Source organism: Rhodococcus sp. NPDC003348 (genome assembly GCF_053589375.1).
The window spans coordinates 13,985-30,490 of record NZ_JBSFRT010000031.1 but is presented as its reverse complement, the minus strand read 5'-3'; the positions used below and the strand labels follow the sequence as shown (position 1 = coordinate 30,490).

At 69.1% G+C, this 16,506-nt stretch carries 14 protein-coding genes; 6 read left to right on the top strand and 8 right to left on the bottom strand.

Translation table 11 applies throughout. The annotated features are described in order from the left end of the window. Window positions 1–49: 49 nt before the first annotated feature. Window positions 50–397, top strand: coding sequence for a hypothetical protein (locus tag ACWDU4_RS19555; protein WP_450115580.1), 348 nt, complete (start codon window positions 50–52; stop codon window positions 395–397). Further along, the gene (locus ACWDU4_RS19550) at window positions 397–2,091 is read left to right on the top strand and encodes an alpha/beta hydrolase (RefSeq protein WP_450115579.1); all 1,695 of its coding nucleotides are present in this window, start codon (window positions 397–399) and stop codon (window positions 2,089–2,091) included. The genes ACWDU4_RS19555 and ACWDU4_RS19550 overlap by 1 nt, the downstream gene beginning before the upstream one ends. A 14-nt stretch (window positions 2,092–2,105) precedes the next feature. On the opposite strand, the gene ACWDU4_RS19545 is transcribed toward ACWDU4_RS19550, so the two are convergent. Together ACWDU4_RS19545 and ACWDU4_RS19540 are read right to left on the bottom strand one after the other, a co-directional pair. Then, window positions 2,106–3,224: an LLM class flavin-dependent oxidoreductase gene (locus tag ACWDU4_RS19545; protein ID WP_450115578.1), complete on the bottom strand. Its 1,119-nt coding sequence runs from the start codon at window positions 3,222–3,224 to the stop codon at window positions 2,106–2,108. A 93-nt stretch (window positions 3,225–3,317) separates the two neighbouring features. Continuing rightward, the gene (locus ACWDU4_RS19540) at window positions 3,318–3,392 is read right to left on the bottom strand and encodes a putative leader peptide (RefSeq protein WP_450115625.1); all 75 of its coding nucleotides are present in this window, start codon (window positions 3,390–3,392) and stop codon (window positions 3,318–3,320) included. 106 nt (window positions 3,393–3,498) lie between these two features. Between ACWDU4_RS19540 and ACWDU4_RS19535 the strand changes: the two genes are divergently transcribed. The 3 genes from ACWDU4_RS19535 to ACWDU4_RS19525 all read left to right on the top strand — a co-directional run bounded on the left by ACWDU4_RS19535 (window position 3,499) and on the right by ACWDU4_RS19525 (window position 7,679). Further along, window positions 3,499–3,957: an RrF2 family transcriptional regulator gene (locus tag ACWDU4_RS19535; protein WP_450115577.1), complete on the top strand. Its 459-nt coding sequence runs from the start codon at window positions 3,499–3,501 to the stop codon at window positions 3,955–3,957. Between the two features lie 66 nt (window positions 3,958–4,023). Beyond that, window positions 4,024–5,757: an ABC transporter ATP-binding protein gene (locus ACWDU4_RS19530; RefSeq protein ID WP_450115576.1), complete on the top strand. Its 1,734-nt coding sequence runs from the start codon at window positions 4,024–4,026 to the stop codon at window positions 5,755–5,757. Beyond that, a complete protein-coding gene (locus ACWDU4_RS19525; RefSeq protein WP_450115575.1) occupies window positions 5,754–7,679 on the top strand; it encodes an ABC transporter ATP-binding protein in 1,926 nt (641 codons plus the stop codon). Before ACWDU4_RS19530 ends, ACWDU4_RS19525 begins: the two co-directional genes overlap by 4 nt. Window positions 7,680–7,765: 86 nt before the next feature. Here the strand turns inward: ACWDU4_RS19525 and ACWDU4_RS19520 are convergent, their stop codons facing one another. From ACWDU4_RS19520 to ACWDU4_RS19500, 5 genes are read right to left on the bottom strand one after another with little or no spacing between them, the layout of a single operon-like run. Continuing rightward, on the bottom strand, window positions 7,766–9,019 hold the full coding sequence (locus ACWDU4_RS19520; protein WP_450115574.1) for a M20 metallopeptidase family protein: 1,254 nt from the start codon (window positions 9,017–9,019) through the stop codon (window positions 7,766–7,768). Window positions 9,020–9,069: 50 nt separating this feature from the next. Then, window positions 9,070–9,840 carry an ABC transporter ATP-binding protein gene (locus ACWDU4_RS19515; protein WP_450115573.1) on the bottom strand — a complete coding sequence of 257 codons (771 nt, stop codon included), beginning with the start codon at window positions 9,838–9,840 and terminating at the stop codon, window positions 9,070–9,072. A gap of 4 nt (window positions 9,841–9,844) precedes the next feature. After that, window positions 9,845–11,530, bottom strand: a complete 1,686-nt coding sequence (locus ACWDU4_RS19510; protein ID WP_450115572.1) for a dipeptide/oligopeptide/nickel ABC transporter permease/ATP-binding protein — start codon at window positions 11,528–11,530, stop codon at window positions 9,845–9,847. Next, the gene (locus ACWDU4_RS19505; RefSeq protein ID WP_450115571.1) at window positions 11,523–12,614 is read right to left on the bottom strand and encodes an ABC transporter permease; all 1,092 of its coding nucleotides are present in this window, start codon (window positions 12,612–12,614) and stop codon (window positions 11,523–11,525) included. The genes ACWDU4_RS19510 and ACWDU4_RS19505 overlap by 8 nt, the downstream gene beginning before the upstream one ends. Window positions 12,615–12,623: 9 nt before the next feature. Further along, on the bottom strand, window positions 12,624–14,198 hold the full coding sequence (locus tag ACWDU4_RS19500; protein WP_450115570.1) for an ABC transporter substrate-binding protein: 1,575 nt from the start codon (window positions 14,196–14,198) through the stop codon (window positions 12,624–12,626). A 186-nt stretch (window positions 14,199–14,384) separates the two neighbouring features. On the opposite strand from ACWDU4_RS19500, the gene ACWDU4_RS19495 reads away from it, so the two are divergent. Beyond that, a complete protein-coding gene (locus ACWDU4_RS19495) occupies window positions 14,385–15,386 on the top strand; it encodes an Lrp/AsnC family transcriptional regulator (RefSeq protein WP_450115569.1) in 1,002 nt (333 codons plus the stop codon). A gap of 60 nt (window positions 15,387–15,446) precedes the next feature. Here the strand turns inward: ACWDU4_RS19495 and ACWDU4_RS19490 are convergent, their stop codons facing one another. Beyond that, a complete protein-coding gene (locus ACWDU4_RS19490; RefSeq protein WP_450115568.1) occupies window positions 15,447–16,505 on the bottom strand; it encodes an acetamidase/formamidase family protein in 1,059 nt (352 codons plus the stop codon). Window position 16,506: the final 1 nt, after the last annotated feature.

Genomic DNA, 16,506 nt, shown 5'->3' with positions numbered 1-16,506 from the left:
CGCCGATCCCGCCGATAGCGTGCCGGTGACGTGAGCGGAGGGGGACCGGATGGACGGGGAGATGCGCGTCGACGCCGACGCGGTGGTCGCGCTGGCGCGGGAGCTGGCGGCAGCCGCGGACGCGGTGGCCGGTGGTGATCCGGGGAGACCGGTCGGATCGGCCGCGGAGGCGCTGCCGGGATCGGACACCGCCGCCGCGCTCGCGCCGCTGTCCGCCGCCCTCACGGACGCGGTCGCGGACACCGCGCTGCGGCTCCGGGCGCTGTCCGCCGCCGCGACCGGCACGGCCGCCGGATACGCCGGCACCGACGCCGCCACCGCCGCGCGGCTCGCCGCGGAGAACCACCGGCGGCCCGCCGCCGGCGATGACTGGCGGCCCGCCGCCGGTGACCGCTGATGCGCCCGACCCTGACCCGGCTGCGCGGCTGGACCCCGGATGCGCTCACCGACTGTGCGGGCGCGCTCGACGCGGTGAGCCGGGACCATCTCGCCGCCGTCCGCGCCGCCCACGTGCGGACCCACGACACCGACTGGACGGGTGTGGCCGCAGTTGCCGCCCTCGACCGTGTCGAGCGCGAATTCCGTTCGGCGACCGAGTTTTCCGCGGCGCTGGACGACGTCGCGACCGCGCTGCGAACGGCCGCGGCCACCATCGTCGCGGCCCGCTCGACAGCGCTCGCCGTCGCGGGCGACGCTGCCGACGTGTTCGGGTTGCGCGTGAGCGACAGCGGACGGGTGACCGCGCTCGCGGCGCCGTGGCTCGCGGCCGTGCCGGCCACCGCGGTCGTCGGTGCCGCCCTCGCCGTCCTCGCGCGCATGCAGGACGCCCGGCTGTCGGCCGCGCTGGACGCCGTGGACGAGGCCGACCGAGCGGCCGCGGACGCGCTGCGACGGGGCGGGGTGGGACCGGTGTCCGAACCCGCCTTACCGGCGAACGAAGCGGTGCCCGAAGCGAACACGAGCTACTGGACGCGCCTGACCGAGGAGGAGCGCCGCGAGGTGATCGCGGCGCACCCCGGGTGGATCGGCAACCGGGACGGCATCCCGGCCGCCGCTCGTGACGCCGCGAACCGGGCCCAGCTCGCCGCCGACCGGCACGGACTCGGGCAGCGTCTCGAAGAACTTCGTGCCGCCGGTCGCTACCAGGAGTCCTTCGGCGCGGCCGGTTCCTGGGCCCGGGCCGAGATCGGGGCCGTCCGCGCCCGGCTCGACGAGATCGACGCGGTCTCACGGGCTATCGCCGATCCGGACCGGCGGCTGCTCGTCTACCGAGGCGGAGTGGAGGTGCGGGCCGCGGTCGCCATCGGGGACGTCGACAATGCCGACCACGTCGCCGCGTTCACTCCGGGCGTCAACTCGACCGTGCGTGACGACCTCGCGAGGTATGCCGAGTCGATGGAGGGGCTGCGCGGTGACGCCACGCGCCAGCTCGTCGCCGCCGATCGCGCCGACGAGACCGTCGCGGCCGTCGTCTGGATGGACTACCGTGCACCGCAAATCGATCCGGGCGATCCGGTGGGATCGGTGCGGGACGCGATCGTCGACCTCGGCGGCGCGAAGGCGGCGCGCGCCGGAGCCCAGGCACTGGCGTCGTTCTACCGCGGTCTCGCCGCGTCCCGGACGGATCCGATGCATCTGACCGCGGTCGGACACTCCTACGGGTCGACGACCACCGGGATGGCGCTGCGGCGCGGGGACACCGGGGTCGACGACGCGGTGTTCCTCGGCTCGCCCGGGCTCGGCACCGACACCGTCGCGGATCTCGGCCTGGCCCCGGGGCACGTCTACGTGGCCGAGGCGCACGGTGACCGGGTGGCCGACCTCGCGGCCTACGGGACCGACCCGAACCGTCTCTCGGGGGTCACCAATCTTTCCACGGTGGCTGCCGAGGTGGACGGCGAATCATATTCCGGTGCAACCGGACACAGTGACTACCTGAGTGCCGGGAGCACGAGCCGACACAACGTCGCCGCCGTGGTCGCGGGGCTGCCGGAGCACCCGGTGGAGGGAACCGACCGCGGGGTCGCCGACCGCGTGCCCGGATCCCCGCTCGGCGACCTGCGGGAACGGGTCTTCGGCGGCGGGCGGTGACCCGGGCGGACGGCTCAGGCGTGGACCAGGGCGCGGTCGCCGGCCAGCAGGCCGCGGCGCGCGAGGATCGGACGCACACCCTCGCCGAACCAGTACGCCTCCTCGACGTGCGGGTAGCCGGACAGGATGAACTCGTCGATGCCGAGGGCGTGGTACTCCTCGATCCGGTCCGCGACCTCGGTGTGGCTGCCGACCAGGGCGGTTCCGGCGCCGCCGCGAACCAGTCCGACCCCTGCCCACAGGTTCGGGGCGATCTCCAGGTCGGCGGTGCTGCCGCCGTGCAGGGCGGTCATCCGGCGCTGTCCCTCCGACTCGGCGTTCGCGAACCGGGCGGCGGTGTCGGCGATCGCGTCGGGGTCGAGGCCGGCGAGCATCTTCTCGGTCACCGCCCATGCCTCGGCCGAGGTGTCGCGGGTGATCACGTGCAGTCGGATGCCGAATCGGATTGTCCGGCCGGCCCGTTCGGCGTGCTCGCGGACGGCGGCGATCTTGGCGGCCACCGCGTCGGGGCGTTCACCCCAGGTGAGGTAGACGTCGGCGTTCGCGCCCGCGACCGGGAGTGCAGCTGCGGATGAGCCGCCGAAGTACAACGGCGGCACCGGATTCGGCGGTGCGGAGGTCGTGGCACCGACCAGGCGGTAGTGCTCACCCGTGTAGTCGAACGGGGCCTCGCCCCACGAGCCGCGGAGCGCCTGCATGAACTCGGCGGTGCGCGCATACCGCTCGTCCTTGGTCAGCCAGTCGCCGAACTGGCGTTGCTCGGCGGAGTCGCCGCCCGTCACCACGTTGAGCAGCAGTCGTCCGCCGGACAGGCGTTGGAAGCTCGACGCCATCTGCGCGGCCAGGGTGGGGGAGATGACGCCGGGGCGGAAGGCGACGAGGAACTTCAGGCGGGTCGTCGCCGGGATCAGTGCCGCGGTCGTCAGCCAGGCGTCCTCGCAATGGGTTCCGGTCGGGGTGAGCACACCGGTGAATCCGGCCGCCTCCGCGGCGCGGGCGACCTGCGTCAGGTACTCCAGGGTGGGGGCCCGGTTGCCGGCCGTGCGCGGGTCGGCGTTCGAGGAGTTCGAGTTGTCCACGATGCCGCGGCCGTCGCCGGCGGTGGGCAGGAACCAGTGCAAATCGATGCTCATGGGGTCTTCCGATGCGGTGTGGCGGTCGGGGCCGCGCAGGAGAGCGCCGTACCCGGGAGGATCCGGTCGACGAGAGAAGAGGAGGCAGATCGATCAGCGACAGAGAGCGCCGGCGACGCGCAGGAGGTCGACGTGGCGTCGAACCGTGAGCGCGAGGTGGCCGGACATGCGCACAGGATTTCAGCGCACGACCTGTCTGTCAATCGGTTCTTGGCTATTCCATACCGAAATGGTAGGAATTGAGCTCGACTTCAGGCACAGGGGAGGGACACGCGTGCACATCAGCGCGAAGGTCGACTACGCGGTGCGCACGCTCGTCGAGATCGCCGCCGCCGACACGACCACCCCCGTCAAGGCGGAGTACCTGGCCACCGCCCAGACCATCCCGCACAAATTCCTCGAAGCGGTCCTCGGCGACCTGCGACGCGCAGGCATGGTGCACAGCCGCCGCGGACCCGACGGTGGCTACTGGCTGGCCCGGCCCGCGGACGAGATCGCGGTCGCGGACGTGATCCGCACGGTCGAGGGCCCGCTGGCCTCGGTGCGGGGGGAACGGCCCGAAGAGGTCGAGTACACCGGCGCGGCCGCGCCGCTGCGGGACGTGTGGATCGCGGTCCGGGTCAACCTGCGTGCGGTGCTCGAAGCGGTCACCATCGCGGACATCGCGGTCGGCGCCCTTCCGGAGTTCGTCGACGAGCTGACGGCCGAGCCTCAGGCATGGCGTCGCCGCTGACCGACCTGCTGTGATCCGAGCGCGTCCCCCGGGCAGCAAACAAGCAGGTTGGTAGCCTCGGTCAATATGTTGTACTCACTGCTCCGGACATACCTGCGGCCGTACCGGGCCGATCTGACGGGTGTGATCGTGCTGCAGTTGATCTCCACGATGGCGTCGCTGTACCTGCCGAGCCTCAACGCGGACATCATCGACAAGGGCGTCACCAAGGGTGACACCGGTGTGGTGCTGTCCACCGGCGGCGTCATGCTGCTCATCACCGGCCTGCAGATCGCGTGCAGCATCGGCGCGGTGTACTTCGGTGCCCGTGCGGCGATGGGTCTCGGCCGTGACCTGCGCGCCGCGGTGATGTACAAGGTCGGCGACTTCTCCTCCCGGGAGGTCGGCTTCTTCGGCGCGCCGTCGCTGATCACACGCAACACCAACGACGTCCAGCAGATCCAGATGGTCGTCGTGATCTCCTGCACCATCCTGGTGGCGGCCCCGATCATGTGCATCGGCGGTGTCGTCATGTCGATCCGGCAGTCGCAGGGCCTGGCCTGGGTGCTGGCCGTCGCCGTGCCGGTCCTGGCGGTGACGATGTTCCTGGTGATCCGGAAGATGGTCCCGGAGTTTCGGTCCATGCAGGTGCGGATCGACGCGATCAACCGGGTGCTGCGTGAACAGATCACCGGCATCCGCGTGGTCCGCGCCTTCGTCCGGGAGCGGCACGAGGAAGAGCGGTTCGGCCTCGCGAACGATTCCCTCGTCTCCGTCGCGCTGCGGGTGGGCCGGCTGACGGCGTTCATGGGCCCCGCCGTGATGCTGATCGCGAACCTCACCAGCATCTCGGTGTTGTGGTTCGGTGCCCACCTGATCAACGACGGCAAGATGGAGATCGGCGCGCTGACCGCGGTGCTGTCCTACATCATGCAGATCCTGATGTCGGTGATGATGGTCACGGTGATGACGGTGCTGTTGCCGCGCGCCTCGGTGTGCGCCGAACGGATCACCGAGGTCCTCGACACCGAACCGTCCGTCACCGAACCGGAGTGGCTGCTCGAGTCCTGGCGCGAGCGCGGCATCGTCGAGATGCGCGACGTGTCCTTCGCCTTTCCCGGCGCGGACGAGCCGGTGCTCCGCAACATCAGCTTCCTCGCCGAACCGGGTATGACCACCGCGATCATCGGCGGCACCGGCGCGGGCAAGTCAACCCTGCTGAACCTGATCCCCCGACTGATAGATGTCACCGACGGCCAGGTCCGTGTCGGAGCGGCGGACGTCCGGTCGATCGCCCCGGAGCGGTTGCGCGCCTCGATCGGGCTGGTGCCGCAAAAGCCGTTCCTGTTCTCCGGCACCGTCGCCACCAACCTGCGCTACGGCAACCCCGACGCGACCGATGCCCAATTGTGGCGGGCGCTCGAGGTGGCGCAGGCAGCGGACTTCGTGCGCGCCGTCCCCACCGGGCTCGACACCCCCATCGCGCAGGGCGGGACCAACCTGTCCGGGGGGCAGCGGCAGCGCATCGCGATCGCCCGCGCCCTCGTCCGCCGCGCCGAGATATACCTGTTCGACGACTCGTTCTCCGCGCTCGACCTCGGCACCGACGCCCGGCTGCGGGCGGCACTGGAGCCGGTCACCCGCGAGGCCTGCGTGATCATGGTCGCGCAGCGGGTGTCGACGATCATCGCCGCCGATCAGATCCTGGTGCTCGACAACGGGCGGATCGTCGGCGTCGGCAGGCACGAGCAACTTCTCGACACCTGTCCCACCTATGCGGAGATCGTCGCCTCCCAGTTCACCGCACAGGAGGCGTCGTGAGTGCCGCAAAGAAGGGCGGCGCGAAGAAGGCCGCCGCCACGATCCCTGGCAAGAAGGCGCTGAACTTCTGGCCGTCGCTGCGGCGGCTGCTGCGCCGGTTGGCCCCGCACCGCTTCCAGGTGGCGGCAGTCATCGTCCTCGCCACGATCAGTGTGGTGTTCAGCGTGGTGAGCCCGAAGATCATGGGGCGCGCCACCAACATCATCTTCGACGGCATGATCGGCAGGCAGCTTCCTGCCGGTCTGACCAAGGACCAGGCCGTCGAGGCGCTGCGCGCGGAGGGGCAGGACACCTTCGCCGACATGATCTCGGGGATGGACGTCGTCCCGGGTGTCGGCATCGACTGGTCCGCGCTGACGCAGGTCCTCGTCCTGGTGCTCGTGCTGTTCCTGATGGCGTCGCTGTTCGCGTGGCTGCAGGCGTACCTGCTCAACGACGTCGTCCAGGGCACGGTCAAGCAGTTGCGCGCCGACGTCGAGGCCAAGATCCACCGGCTGCCGCTGCGCTACTTCGACACCACCCAGCGCGGCGACCTGCTCTCCCGCGTCACCAACGACATCGACAATGTCGCCCAGACGGTGAGCCAGACGGTCAACCAACTGCTCACCGCCGTGCTCACCGTGGTCGGCATCCTCGCGATGATGCTGTGGATCTCGCCGCTGCTGACGCTGATCGCGGTGCTGACGGTGCCGGCGTCGGTGGCGGTGACCGCGGTCATCGCGAAGCGTTCGCAGAAGCACTTCGTCGCCCAGTGGCAGAACACCGGCGCCCTCAACGCACAGATCGAGGAGGCCTACACCGGCCACGACCTGGTGCAGGCGTTCGGCAGGCAGCGTGAGGTCCGTGCCGCGTTCGACGAGAAGAACGGCAGCCTCTACGAGTCGGGGTTCAAGGCGCAGTTCATCTCCGGTCTGGTGCAGCCGGCAGTGATGTTCCTCGGCAACCTGAACTACGTCGCGATCGCGGTGATCGGTGGCATGCGAGTGGCGTCGGGCTCGATGACCCTCGGTGACGTGCAGGCGTTCATCCAGTACTCGCGACAGTTCTCCCAGCCGATCACCCAGATCAGCTCGATGATGAACCTCATGCAGTCCGGCGTCGCCTCCGCGGAGCGGGTGTTCGAGCTGCTCGACGAACCGGAGGAGATCCCGGACCCGGAGTCCGCCGTCACCCCCCGGGTGAACCGGGGCCTGGTCGAATTCCAGGACGTGTGCTTCCGGTACAAGGAGGACCAGCCGCTGATCGAGGACCTGAACCTCATCACGCGGCCCGGCCAGATGGTCGCGATCGTGGGTCCGACCGGCGCAGGCAAGACGACGCTGGTGAACCTGGTGATGCGGTTCTACGAGGTGAACGCGGGCCGGATCCTGCTCGACGGCGCCGACATCGCGCACATGACGCGCGACGACCTGCGGTCCCGGATCGGGATGGTGCTGCAGGACACGTGGCTGTTCGGCGGCACGATCCGCGACAACATCGCCTACGGCCTGCCCGGAGCCACCGAGGAACAGATCCTGGAGGCCGCGCGGATGAGCTACGTGGACCGGTTCGTGCGGACCCTGCCGAACGGCTACGACACGATCATCGACGAGGAGGGCAACAACGTCAGCGCCGGCGAGAAGCAGCTGATCACCATCGCCCGCGCGTTCGTGGCCCAGCCGTCGATCCTGATCCTCGACGAGGCCACCAGCTCCGTCGACACCCGCACCGAGCTGCTCGTCCAGCACGCGACCGCCGCGCTGCGCAGCGACCGCACCAGCTTCGTCATCGCGCACCGGCTCTCGACCATCCGCGACGCCGACGTGATCCTCGTGATGAAGGACGGGCGCATCGTCGAGCAGGGCTCGCACACCCACCTGCTCGAGCAGGGCGGTGCGTATGCGGAGCTCTACCACAGCCAGTTCGCGGGAGCGATGAGCTGACCGGATCGACGTGCGACGGAGCCGCCCGACCGGTGACGGGCGGCTCCAGCGGCGGGTTCGTCGCGGCGGTTCGCTGCGGCCGGGGCTCAGAGGTGGAGTCGGTCCCAGGCGAGCTGGGCGAGTAGCGCGGACTGGTCGGCGAGCACCGCGTCGTCGAACAGGACCTGCGGGGAATGGCTGTACGCCGCGGTGGCCGGATCGACGTGCACCGGACTGGCACCGAGCAAGATGTAGCTGCCAGGGACTCGCTCGAGGACGAACGAGAAGTCCTCCGAACCGAGCCTCGGCGTCATGGTCGTTTCGACACGCTCGGTGCCGAACATCGCGATCATCGTGTCCAGCGCTCGTCGCGTCTCCGCCTCGTCGGTGACGGTCACCGGATACGAGCGCTCGAAGTCGACGTCCGCGCGCAGCCCGTGGGCGTGGGCGATGCCCGCGACGATCCGCCGCGATTCCGCCTCGACGATGTCGAGGGCTTCCCGGGAGAACGTCCGTACGGTGGCGGCCAGACTCACCGTCTCGGGCAGCACGTTCACCGCGTCGCCGGCGGTCAGCCGGGTGACCGACAGGACCGCGGGATCGAGGACGTCGACCCGACGGGTGATCATCGACTGCAGGGCGAGGACGATCTCGGCCAGTGCGGGCACCGGGTCGCGGCCCTGGTGCGGGCGGCTACCGTGCCCACCGGATCCGGTCAGCGTGACACTCAGGACGCTCGAGCTTCCGAGGATCGTGCCCGACCGGGTGCGAAACCGTCCGGGTACGCCCGGGCCGACATGAACCGCGTACGCGGCGACCGGAAGCGAACCGGACGCCGCGAGTGCGCCCTCGTCGATCATCACGCGGGCGCCGCCATGCCCCTCTTCTCCTGGCTGGAACATCAGAAGCACGTCGCCGTGGAGATCTTCTCGCCGCGCGGCGAGAAGGTGGGCCGCTCCGACGAGTCCGGCGGTGTGCATGTCGTGGCCGCAGGCGTGCATCGCGCCGTTGGTCGCCCGGTACGGGAGGTCGTTCTCCTCGACGACCGGGAGCGCGTCCATGTCGCCGCGCAACAGCACGGTGGGGCCGGGGTGCCCGCCGCGCAGTACCGCCACGACCGACGTGGTTCGCTCACCGAGGGTGATCTCGAGATCGAGCCCGGCAAGCTCCTCGAGGACGGCGGCCTGGGTCTTCGGCAGCTCCAGTCCCACCTCGGGGTGCGCGTGCAGCCGGCGCCGCAACGTCACCAGTCGTGGGAGGAGATCGTCTGCCGCGGTGAGGAACTCGACTCCGTGGGCGGTGTCGTTTCCGCCCGGGTCCGGCGCGGTGGTTGCCGCTGTCGTGGTCGACGTGCTGTTCATGATGGCTCCTCAGAAGTGTGTGTCTGCGCCGGCGGATCGAGCGGCGCTGGTCAGGCGAGGGTGAAGCCGGGTGTCCCGGGAACAGCGTCGAGGAGGGCGCGGGTGTACCCGTCTCGTGGGCGTTCGAGGACGTCGGCAGCGGTGCCCTGTTCGACGATCCGGCCACGGTGCAGGACGGCGACGTCGTCGCTGACCTGTCGGACGACCGCGAGGTTGTGCGAGATGAAGAGCATCGTCAGGCCGAGTTCGGTGCGGATCCGGTCGAGCAGACGCAGTATCTCCGCCTGGACGGAGACGTCGAGGGCCGACGTGATCTCGTCGGCTACGACGATCGACGGGCCGACGACGAGTCCGCGGGCGATGGCGATGCGCTGCCGCTGACCACCCGAGAACTCGTGCGGATACCGGTGCATTGCGTCACCCGGTAGATGAACCTGTTCGAGCCAGTGCCGGATGAGCGTTTGGTGTTTGCCGGTGTCGACGTGGCGGGGGTCGATCGCCTCGGCGAGCGCGTACCCGATAGTGCGGCGCGGGTCGAGCGACGAATAGGGATCCTGCGGGATCATCTGGATCTGGCGACGCAGCCGCGCGCGGCTGCGTCGGTCCATCGCGTGGACGTCGATGCCCGCAACCCGCACGGTGCCCGCGCTCGGGCGGATCAGTCCGACCAGGGTCTTCGCGAGAGTGGACTTGCCGCTGCCGGATTCGCCAACGATGCCGAGCGTTCGGCCTTTGGCGACGCTGGTGGTGATGCCGCCGAGGATCGGCGTGGCCCGGCGGCCTCGCCCCAGCCGGACCTCGAGGTCTTCGATGTCGAGCACGCCGTCACCTTTCGTTGCGTGAGTGTTGCTGTTGCAGAGTGGGATTGGCGAGCAGGAGCTTTCGGGTGTACGGGTGGTGGGCTCGTTCGACGGTCAGATCGCCGCTGTCGAGTTCCTCGACGATCCGGCCTGCGTTCATTACGAGGACGCGGTCGCACAGCGCCTTGACGACTTCGATGTCGTGCGAGATGAAGACGATCGCCGTTCCGTCGACGCGGTTGACGCGCTTGAACTCTCGGAGGATCTTCGCCTGCACGGTCACGTCGAGTGCGGTGGTCGGCTCGTCGGCGATGATCAGCCGAGGGCTGCAGCTCAGGGCCGTCGCGATCATCGCCCGTTGGAGCATGCCCCCGGAGAACTCGTACGGTCGCTGAGCCAGTCGTCGCTCGGGATCACTGATGTGGACGTCACGCAGCGACCCGATGATCCGTTCGTGCGCCGGCTTGGCTCCCAGACCGCGCGCGGTCCGCAGCGGCGCACTGAGCTGGGTGCCCATCCGCAGAACGGGATTGAAGGTGCTGCCGGGATCCTGGTAGACGAGGCTCACCGTCTGCGCCATGCGCACACGCTCCACCCGGCTCCGCACGTCCAGGTCGGCGATGCGTATCTCGCTCGCGGTGGCGGTCAGGCCCTCGGGCAGCAGCTGGGCCAGGGTCATCGCGGTCAGCGACTTGCCGGAACCGCTCTCGCCGACGATGCCGAGGATCTCGCCGTCCCGGATCGAGAAAGACACGTCCTCGACCAGGCGTTCGCTGTTTCCGTTCGAGACGGTGAGATTCCGGACACGGACGAGATCGCCGACTGGAGATTGCTTTTCGGTGGACGGGACCCGAGGTGCGGAGGCGCCGGGGCGGGCGGCCATCTTGGTGCGGGGGTCGGAGACCGCGGACAAGCCGTCCGCGATGAGGATGGCGGTTGCGCCGGTGAGCACGATCATCACCGTTGGACCGACCATCTGGATGGGATGCCCGGCCAGCACGAACGGTAAGGCATCGTTGAGTAGCTTGCCGTAGTCGTAATGCGGAGACTGCACGCCGAGTCCCACGAACGACAGTGCCGACAATGCGGTCAGGGCTTGTGCGAATTGCGATGCCGTCAGCACCATCAGGGGTTCGGCCATGTTCGGGAGGATGTGCGATCGTGCCGTCCGGAACGGGCTGACGCCGAGCAGTCGCGCCGTCACGACGTATCCGCGGCGCGACACCTGCGCCGCCAGGTTGGCGGTGAATCGTGCGAAACTCGGCGCCCCAGCCGCTCCCAGCGCGACCACGACGGAGATCCCCCCGGGTCCCATGATCGAAGCGACAGCGAGTGCCATGAGCAGCGCGGGGAAGGCGACCAGCGCGTCGATGGCCCGCAGCGCGACCTCGCGGGGCCGGCGCGGCAGCAGGAGGGCGGCGATCCCGATCACGGACCCGGTGACCACCGCGATCGCCGTCGCCGCGACGGTCATGAGCAGGGTCAGACGACCGGCAACGAGGGTTCGTGCGAGCACGTCGTGGCCGGCGGCGTCGGTGCCGAGCGGGTGGTCGAGCGAGGCTCCTTCGAGTCGCCCGAACAGTGTGTCGGCGCGATCCTGCAGGACGATCGGGGAGATGACCGCGAGAAGGACGATGACGAGCATCAGCGTCAGTCCGACGACGAGCGCCCGGTTGGAGCGATACTTGCCGAGTCGGGAGAGGTCAGGCATCGGTGGCGTCCTTGTCTCCGAGGGACCGTGGATCGAGCAAGCCGATCACGATGTCCACGATCAGATTCACCAGTGCGGCAATGACTCCGATGACGAGGACCATGCCGCGAATGACCGGGTAGTCGCGGTCGACGATCGCTTTGACGATCCCGCTGCCGATGCCGGGTAGTGCGAAGACCGATTCGATGATCAAGGCGCCACCGATCATGCCGCTGAGCACCAGCCCGCACAGCGTCAGACTCGTGGCGACCAGATTCGGCAGCACGTGGCCCAGGTGGATCCGGAGCGCGGACAGTCGCCACCCGCGTGCGGTGCGGATGTGGTCGTGCTCGAGGATCACCGCGGTCTCGCGGCGCACCACCCGCGCGACGGTGCATGCCGGGCCGACCGCCAGCGCCACAGTGGGGAGTAGCAACGAGTCCATCGGCTGGTTCGGCGAATATGCGGGTGGGAACAGCGGCAGCAGCCCCACACCCATCCCGAACAGCAGCACCATGACCGTCGCCATGATGTAGCCGGGGATTGAGTCCAGGATTCCGGTCACGACGGTGAACGCCGTGTCGAGCCGCCGGTGCCGGCCGCCGCGTGTGACGACGCCGACGGCCATGCCGATCGGGATCGCCGTGACCAGGACGAGCGCGATGCCGCACGCGGCGATCGACACCGTGAAGGGCAAGCGGGCGGAGATGATGGTGTCGACCGGCTGCTCGTACATCGTGGAGATCCCGAGATCTCCGTGAAGGAGTTGGCCGATGTACGAAAAGAACTGCGCCGCAAGGGGTCGATCGAGGCCGAGCTCGGATCGGACGAGATCGACCTCGGCCTTGGTCGCGTCCGGACCGGCAATCGCCTCGGCGGGATCGCCGGGGATCAACTGGACGATCAGGAAGGACAGCAGCACCAGCGCGAAGCAGGTTCCCACCAGCGCCAGGCTCCGTCGGACAGCGAATCCGATCCACGGGGAGTTCCGGATCGTCCGCTCGTTAGTGTTCGGTCGCTCGTCGTATGTCGTCGCAGCAGGGTCCTCCCGGGGCGGGCCCGGTTGGGTCGCCACGGATCCGGCCGAGGTGTGCACGGTGGTCATGGCGTCGCCCTAGTCCTCGAATCGCAGGGTGGCGAAGTCGGCGTAGTCGCCGAACACCCGCATGCTGACGCCACCGGTCGTGACGACGGACATCGGCAGGGTGGCCAACGGAACCGCATCGACGCGTGCCAGTGCGGAGCGCTGCGCGCGCTGGAGCGCGGCGCAGTGAGCAGCCGGGTCGGTCGCGGACATGGCCTCGCGCAGTGCGTGGTAACCCTCATCGTTGGTGACGCCGGACTTGTTGCGGCCGCCGTTCTCCTCGCTCGGGCCCATGACGCGCAGCAGGGACGACGACAGCGTGCCGACCAGGTTGGCGTCGCCCATGAGCGTCAGATCCCATTCGTTGCTGCCGGACCGCGTGATGCTCGACCAGTTCGCGCTGTCGACGCCGTTCATGGTGACGTCGGCCCCCGCCTTGCGCAGCATCTCCGCGATGTACTCGTTGCCGGCCGACAACGCCGTCGTCCCGACGATGTTGATGGACACCCCGCCGAGTGCCTTGGCCGCGGCCGCTGGGTCGTGTTCGGCGAGAACTGATTCATCGGTGTTGGCGCACCGCAGATTCGGTCCACCGAGCGAGGTCAGGACCTCTCCGCGGCCGCCGGACACGATGTCGTTGAACGTGACCCTGTCGAGCGCGCGTGCGACGGCGGCCCTCTTGTCCGGTGCATCGGCGAAGACGGTGCCGGGGCGCTCGTTGAAGACGATGTAGAGGGTCGAACTGAGCACGCTCTGGGCCGTGAATCCCGCCTCGGGGGTCAGTCGCTTGACGTTCTCGTCGGTGAGGTTCGCGGTGTGGAGGGTGCCGGCGAGCAGGTGGGTGGCCACCGTCGTCTGGTCGCTGATCGGTGTGAGGGTGATCCGGTTCGGCGGGGCTCCGGCCAGCGGGGGTTCGAATTGCGGCCACGCGGAGTAGTTGTCCCGAAGGGTGAACTCGTACGAGACCGCGGGGCTGGAGCGGGTGAGACTGTATGGGCCGGTGAAGGCCTCGGCGACGGTACCGGCGCGCAGCCCGGCCGGGTCCGCGAGTCCGGCGGGGCAGACGATCCCGGTCTGCGGGGCCGTAAGCCCGTCGAGCAGGTCGGACCAGTCCTCGCTCAATGAGATTCGGACCGTCGACCGCGCGTCGTCGGGCGTCACCGACGCCGTGCCGTCTCCGAACGTGAGGGTTCGAGCGATCGACCCGGTAGCCGGATCGGCCACCCGGGAAAGAGAATTCGCAACCACCGTGGCGGTGATCGGGCTGCCGTCCGCGCAGGTGAGGTCCGAACGCAGCGTGAGCTCGTAGGTCGATGCGTCGACAGCGGCCCAGGACTGCGCGAGCCCGCCGACGAGGTTGCCGTTGTCGCCCTTGCGCAGCAGGGTGTCGAACAGCAAGCGGGCAACATGGTAGTCGTCCGACGCTTTCGCCAGGGCGGGATCGAATCCGCTGGGATCGGTGATCAATCGGCCGTTGAGAGTACCGTCCCGGTTTGCGCCGGAACTTGCCGTGGCGCCACTGGCGCATCCGGCGATACCGGCGGCGAGAACGACGGAGGCGGCGATCGACACCGCTTTGACGGTCGTCGTCGAGAAGTTGGGCACGGGGCCTCCTTCGGGGGAATCGGGCGTGGCGGAGAACGTGGGCGCAGGGCGCAGGGCGCCGCGGCACGCGTGCCCGGTTTGCGGTGCAGTTGCACAATTCTGTGGTCCGAACCCGTGAACTTGAACTGTGCGCAGGAATCTGGCATGAATATTGCTCATTGGGGCATGGGAGGGCAGGGATTTTTCATGGATGCCGATTTGGATCTGCAGATTCTCAGTGCGGTGCAGCTGAACCCGCGCATCTCGTGGACACGGCTGGCAGCCGTCCTGTCGGTCGACGCGTCGACGATCTCCCGGCGCTGGACCCGGATGCAGGAGGCCCGGACGGTCTGGACGACGTGCTTCGCCTCGCCCCGGCCCGTCGGGGCCCACCTGAAGTACGCCTTCATCGAGCTGAGCTGCGCACCCGGACGTCGGCAGGAGATCATCGACGTGTTGACGGAGGAGCGTCGCGTCTACAGCGTCAACTGCACGTCGGGGTCGCGAGACCTGTTTCTCATCGTCTCCGGTGTCGGTCTCGCGGCGCTGGACGGGTACATCGACGAACGGATCACCTCCATCCCCGGGGTGACCGCGGCGAAGACGCATTTCGTCCAGGCGATCCACCTCGACGGTCCTACCAGCCGCCTACGTCATCTGACCGAACACCAGGTGGAGGCAGTTCTGAAGACCGTTCCGAGTCGTGATCGGAAGGTGCCGATCTCGGCGTCGTACCTGGAGTTGATCGCGGCGCTCGCCGGGGACGTGCGGCGTCCGGTGTCGGACGTGCAGAAGGAGGTCGGCCGATCCCTGTCGTCGGTCTCCCGTGGGATCGAGACCCTGCTCGCCGTCGACTGGGCGCGGTGGCGGGTGGACCTGGCGCACGACCTGATGGGGTGGGAAGCCGAGGCGATGCTGTGGCTGCGGGTCGATCATCCCGATGTCGATCGAACCATCGCGATGATCATCGGCCTGCCGCACGTGCGTCTGTGCGCATCGGTGGTCGGTGAGGCGAACCTCGTCGCCTCGTTCTGGCTGCGCGATCTGCACGAACTCGAAATCCTGGAACGACGACTGCAGGGTCCTCACGGAGGGCTCCGGGTCATCGATCGCTGGATCATCCCGAGAGTGGCCAAGCGCACCGGGCACGTTCTCGACCGGGAAGGTAGATGGAGTCACTTCGTCCCGATCGGTGACTTCTCGGGCTGAGCCCGGTCACTCCGTCCCTCACCCGGCGCGGGGTGGACGGGTGGGGGACGGAGGCGACCGTCACGCGAAGCTGCTCTTGCGAATTCGTGCGTGCACGCCCTTCACGACATCGACCACCTGGGAGATGTTGAAATCCGTTGCCGCGGAAAGATAGGCGTAGGCGTAGCGAGGGTCCATGCCGTAGCGGGCATCGAGCAGGGCGATCGCCGCCCGCACACAGTTCTGCATGGCGACATCGAGATCCTCGTCGAGACCGGTGGGGATCAGGTACTCGGTCGATTCGGCGACGGGGCCGACCAGGGCACCGAACGCGTCGAGAGCCTCCTCGCGCGGGATGACGTCGAATCGGATCGTGGCGCGCAGCGATGCTTCGAGCGCGGTGAGCGCCACCTCGCCGTCGCCCTGCGCGAAGTGGGGGTCGCCGATGTAGGCGAGCGCCCCGGGCACCTGCACCGGCAGGTAGAGGGTCGAGCCGGCCGTCAACAGATTGATGTCGATGTTGCCGCCGTGCGGTCCCGGCGGCACCGAGTGCGCCCGGGTCTCGGTGTCCGTGGCCACCCCCATCGTTCCGAGGAAGGGGGCCACCGGGAACGAGGCGGCGCGCGCGTCGTCGGGCCCGAACGGGACCCGGGCCCGCGAGGGATCGTTCTCGTCGAGTGCGGCGAACACGCTGAACACGTCACCGGACAGCGGGAACTCGCCGGGCAGCGCACCCCTGCCGTGCCGGTTGGAGATCACCCCGTAGGGCACCCGGGGCAGGGTCTCGACGACCCGCATCGCCAGCACGTCCCCCGGTTGCGCCCCGCGGATCTCGATCGGACCGGTCACCACGTGCGGGCCGTCCACGCCGAAGGTGCGGGGGTACTCGCTGGCCGCGAGCGCGACGGCATCGTCGAGCACCCCCTCGACGCCATGGGCCCCGAAGAAGGCCTTGGGGTCGCGGCCCTGGTCCTCGAGGATGCCCTCGTGGCTGATCGTGTCGATCGTGACCTCGCTGCCCGAGTCGATCGAGAGTACGGCCCGATCGGTGCGGCAGGGCAGCCGACCCCACAGCACGTTGTCCAGGGTGGAGGGCAGGTAGAGGTTCGAACGAATCGGTCCCGCACCGGGATTGAGCATG

Excerpts from the sequence above, each read along its gene's own strand:
- ACWDU4_RS19555 (WP_450115580.1), top strand. The coding sequence starts at position 50 with ATGGACGGGGAGATGCGCGTCGACGCCGACGCGGTGGTCGCGCTGGCG.
- ACWDU4_RS19550 (WP_450115579.1), top strand. The coding sequence starts at position 397 with ATGCGCCCGACCCTGACCCGGCTGCGCGGCTGGACCCCGGATGCGCTC.
- ACWDU4_RS19545 (WP_450115578.1), bottom strand. The coding sequence starts at position 3,224 with ATGAGCATCGATTTGCACTGGTTCCTGCCCACCGCCGGCGACGGCCGC.
- ACWDU4_RS19530 (WP_450115576.1), top strand. The coding sequence starts at position 4,024 with ATGTTGTACTCACTGCTCCGGACATACCTGCGGCCGTACCGGGCCGAT.
- ACWDU4_RS19520 (WP_450115574.1), bottom strand. The coding sequence starts at position 9,019 with ATGAACAGCACGTCGACCACGACAGCGGCAACCACCGCGCCGGACCCG.
- ACWDU4_RS19510 (WP_450115572.1), bottom strand. The coding sequence starts at position 11,530 with ATGCCTGACCTCTCCCGACTCGGCAAGTATCGCTCCAACCGGGCGCTC.
- ACWDU4_RS19505 (WP_450115571.1), bottom strand. The coding sequence starts at position 12,614 with ATGACCACCGTGCACACCTCGGCCGGATCCGTGGCGACCCAACCGGGC.
- ACWDU4_RS19495 (WP_450115569.1), top strand. The coding sequence starts at position 14,385 with ATGGATGCCGATTTGGATCTGCAGATTCTCAGTGCGGTGCAGCTGAAC.
- ACWDU4_RS19490 (WP_450115568.1), bottom strand. The coding sequence starts at position 16,505 with ATGCTCAATCCCGGTGCGGGACCGATTCGTTCGAACCTCTACCTGCCC.